The organism is Mesorhizobium sp. M7A.F.Ca.MR.148.00.0.0 (assembly GCF_003997735.1).
Taxonomy (GTDB): Bacteria; Pseudomonadota; Alphaproteobacteria; order Rhizobiales; family Rhizobiaceae; genus Mesorhizobium.
In genome coordinates, this window is sequence record NZ_RZTB01000305.1 from 1 (window position 1) to 986 (window position 986).

At 58.4% G+C, this 986-nt stretch carries 1 protein-coding gene; it reads right to left on the bottom strand.

The window, feature by feature from the left end; genetic code table 11:
- Positions 1-191: 191 nt before the first annotated feature.
- Positions 192-986 (bottom strand): fumarate hydratase C-terminal domain-containing protein (locus tag EOB49_RS34135; RefSeq protein WP_206526191.1); only part of this gene is annotated, 795 nt, incomplete at its 5' end.

A 986-nucleotide genomic window follows, 5' to 3' on the forward strand; every position in this document is an offset into this window, starting at 1 on the left:
GCATTCGAGCCTCGATCGCGTGGACGGCATACTCAATGCAGTATTCAGTGGCACATTCAGCTATTGGGGTGAATTGAAGGCCTTGCTCGTCCGGCTCGCCGAGGCGCAAGGCACCGCAAATGCCGCTCGTCGTACGGCGTGCCCAACAATTTGACGCTGGTGTCTGGCCGAAATCGCCTAACTGGGAAGATTCAAACGCCGATGTTGCGTGCGATGCTGTCGGCCGCCATACGCCTACGCCACTCGAGAGGCCCGGAATTGTGAATGGAGTTTCCCTCAACATCGACGGCCATGATAACAGGCATGTCCTGCACATCGAATTCATAGATGGCTTCCATGCCCAGGTCTTCAAAGGCAACGATCCGCGCCTTCTTAATCGATTTTGAGATCAGGTACGCAGCGCCACCCACTGCAGCAAGATAGGGCGTTTTGTGTCTTATAATCGACTCGATGGCCGCCGGTCCCCTTTCCGCTTTGCCGATCATCGCAAAAAGGCCGGTTTCGGCGAGCACCTTGTCCGTAAAATCGTCCAAGCGGCTGGAGGTTGTTGGACCGGCGGGTCCAACGACCTCATTCCTCACTGCCCGGACGGGACCGACATAGTAGATCACGCGTCCCGTCAGATCGACCGGAAGCGGCTTGCCGGCATCGATCAGCTCGACCATTCGTTTGTGGGCAGCGTCACGGCCCGTCAGCATCTTTCCAGACAGCAGGAGCGTTTCACCGCAGCGCCACGATGCCGTCTCTTCCTTCGTCAGCGTATCTAAATTGACCCGCCGGACGCCGGCTGGGTTCAATTCGTCGGCTCCGATGTCGGGCCATTCGCGCAAATCGGGCGGCTGGAGCCTGATGGGTCCAGAGCCGTCCAAAGTAAACTTCAGGTGCCGGTTGGCGGCGCATTGCGGGATGAGCGCCACAGGCTTGGACGCCGCATGAGTAGGATAGGTCGCAACCTTGACGTCAACGACTGTCGTCAGACCACCAAG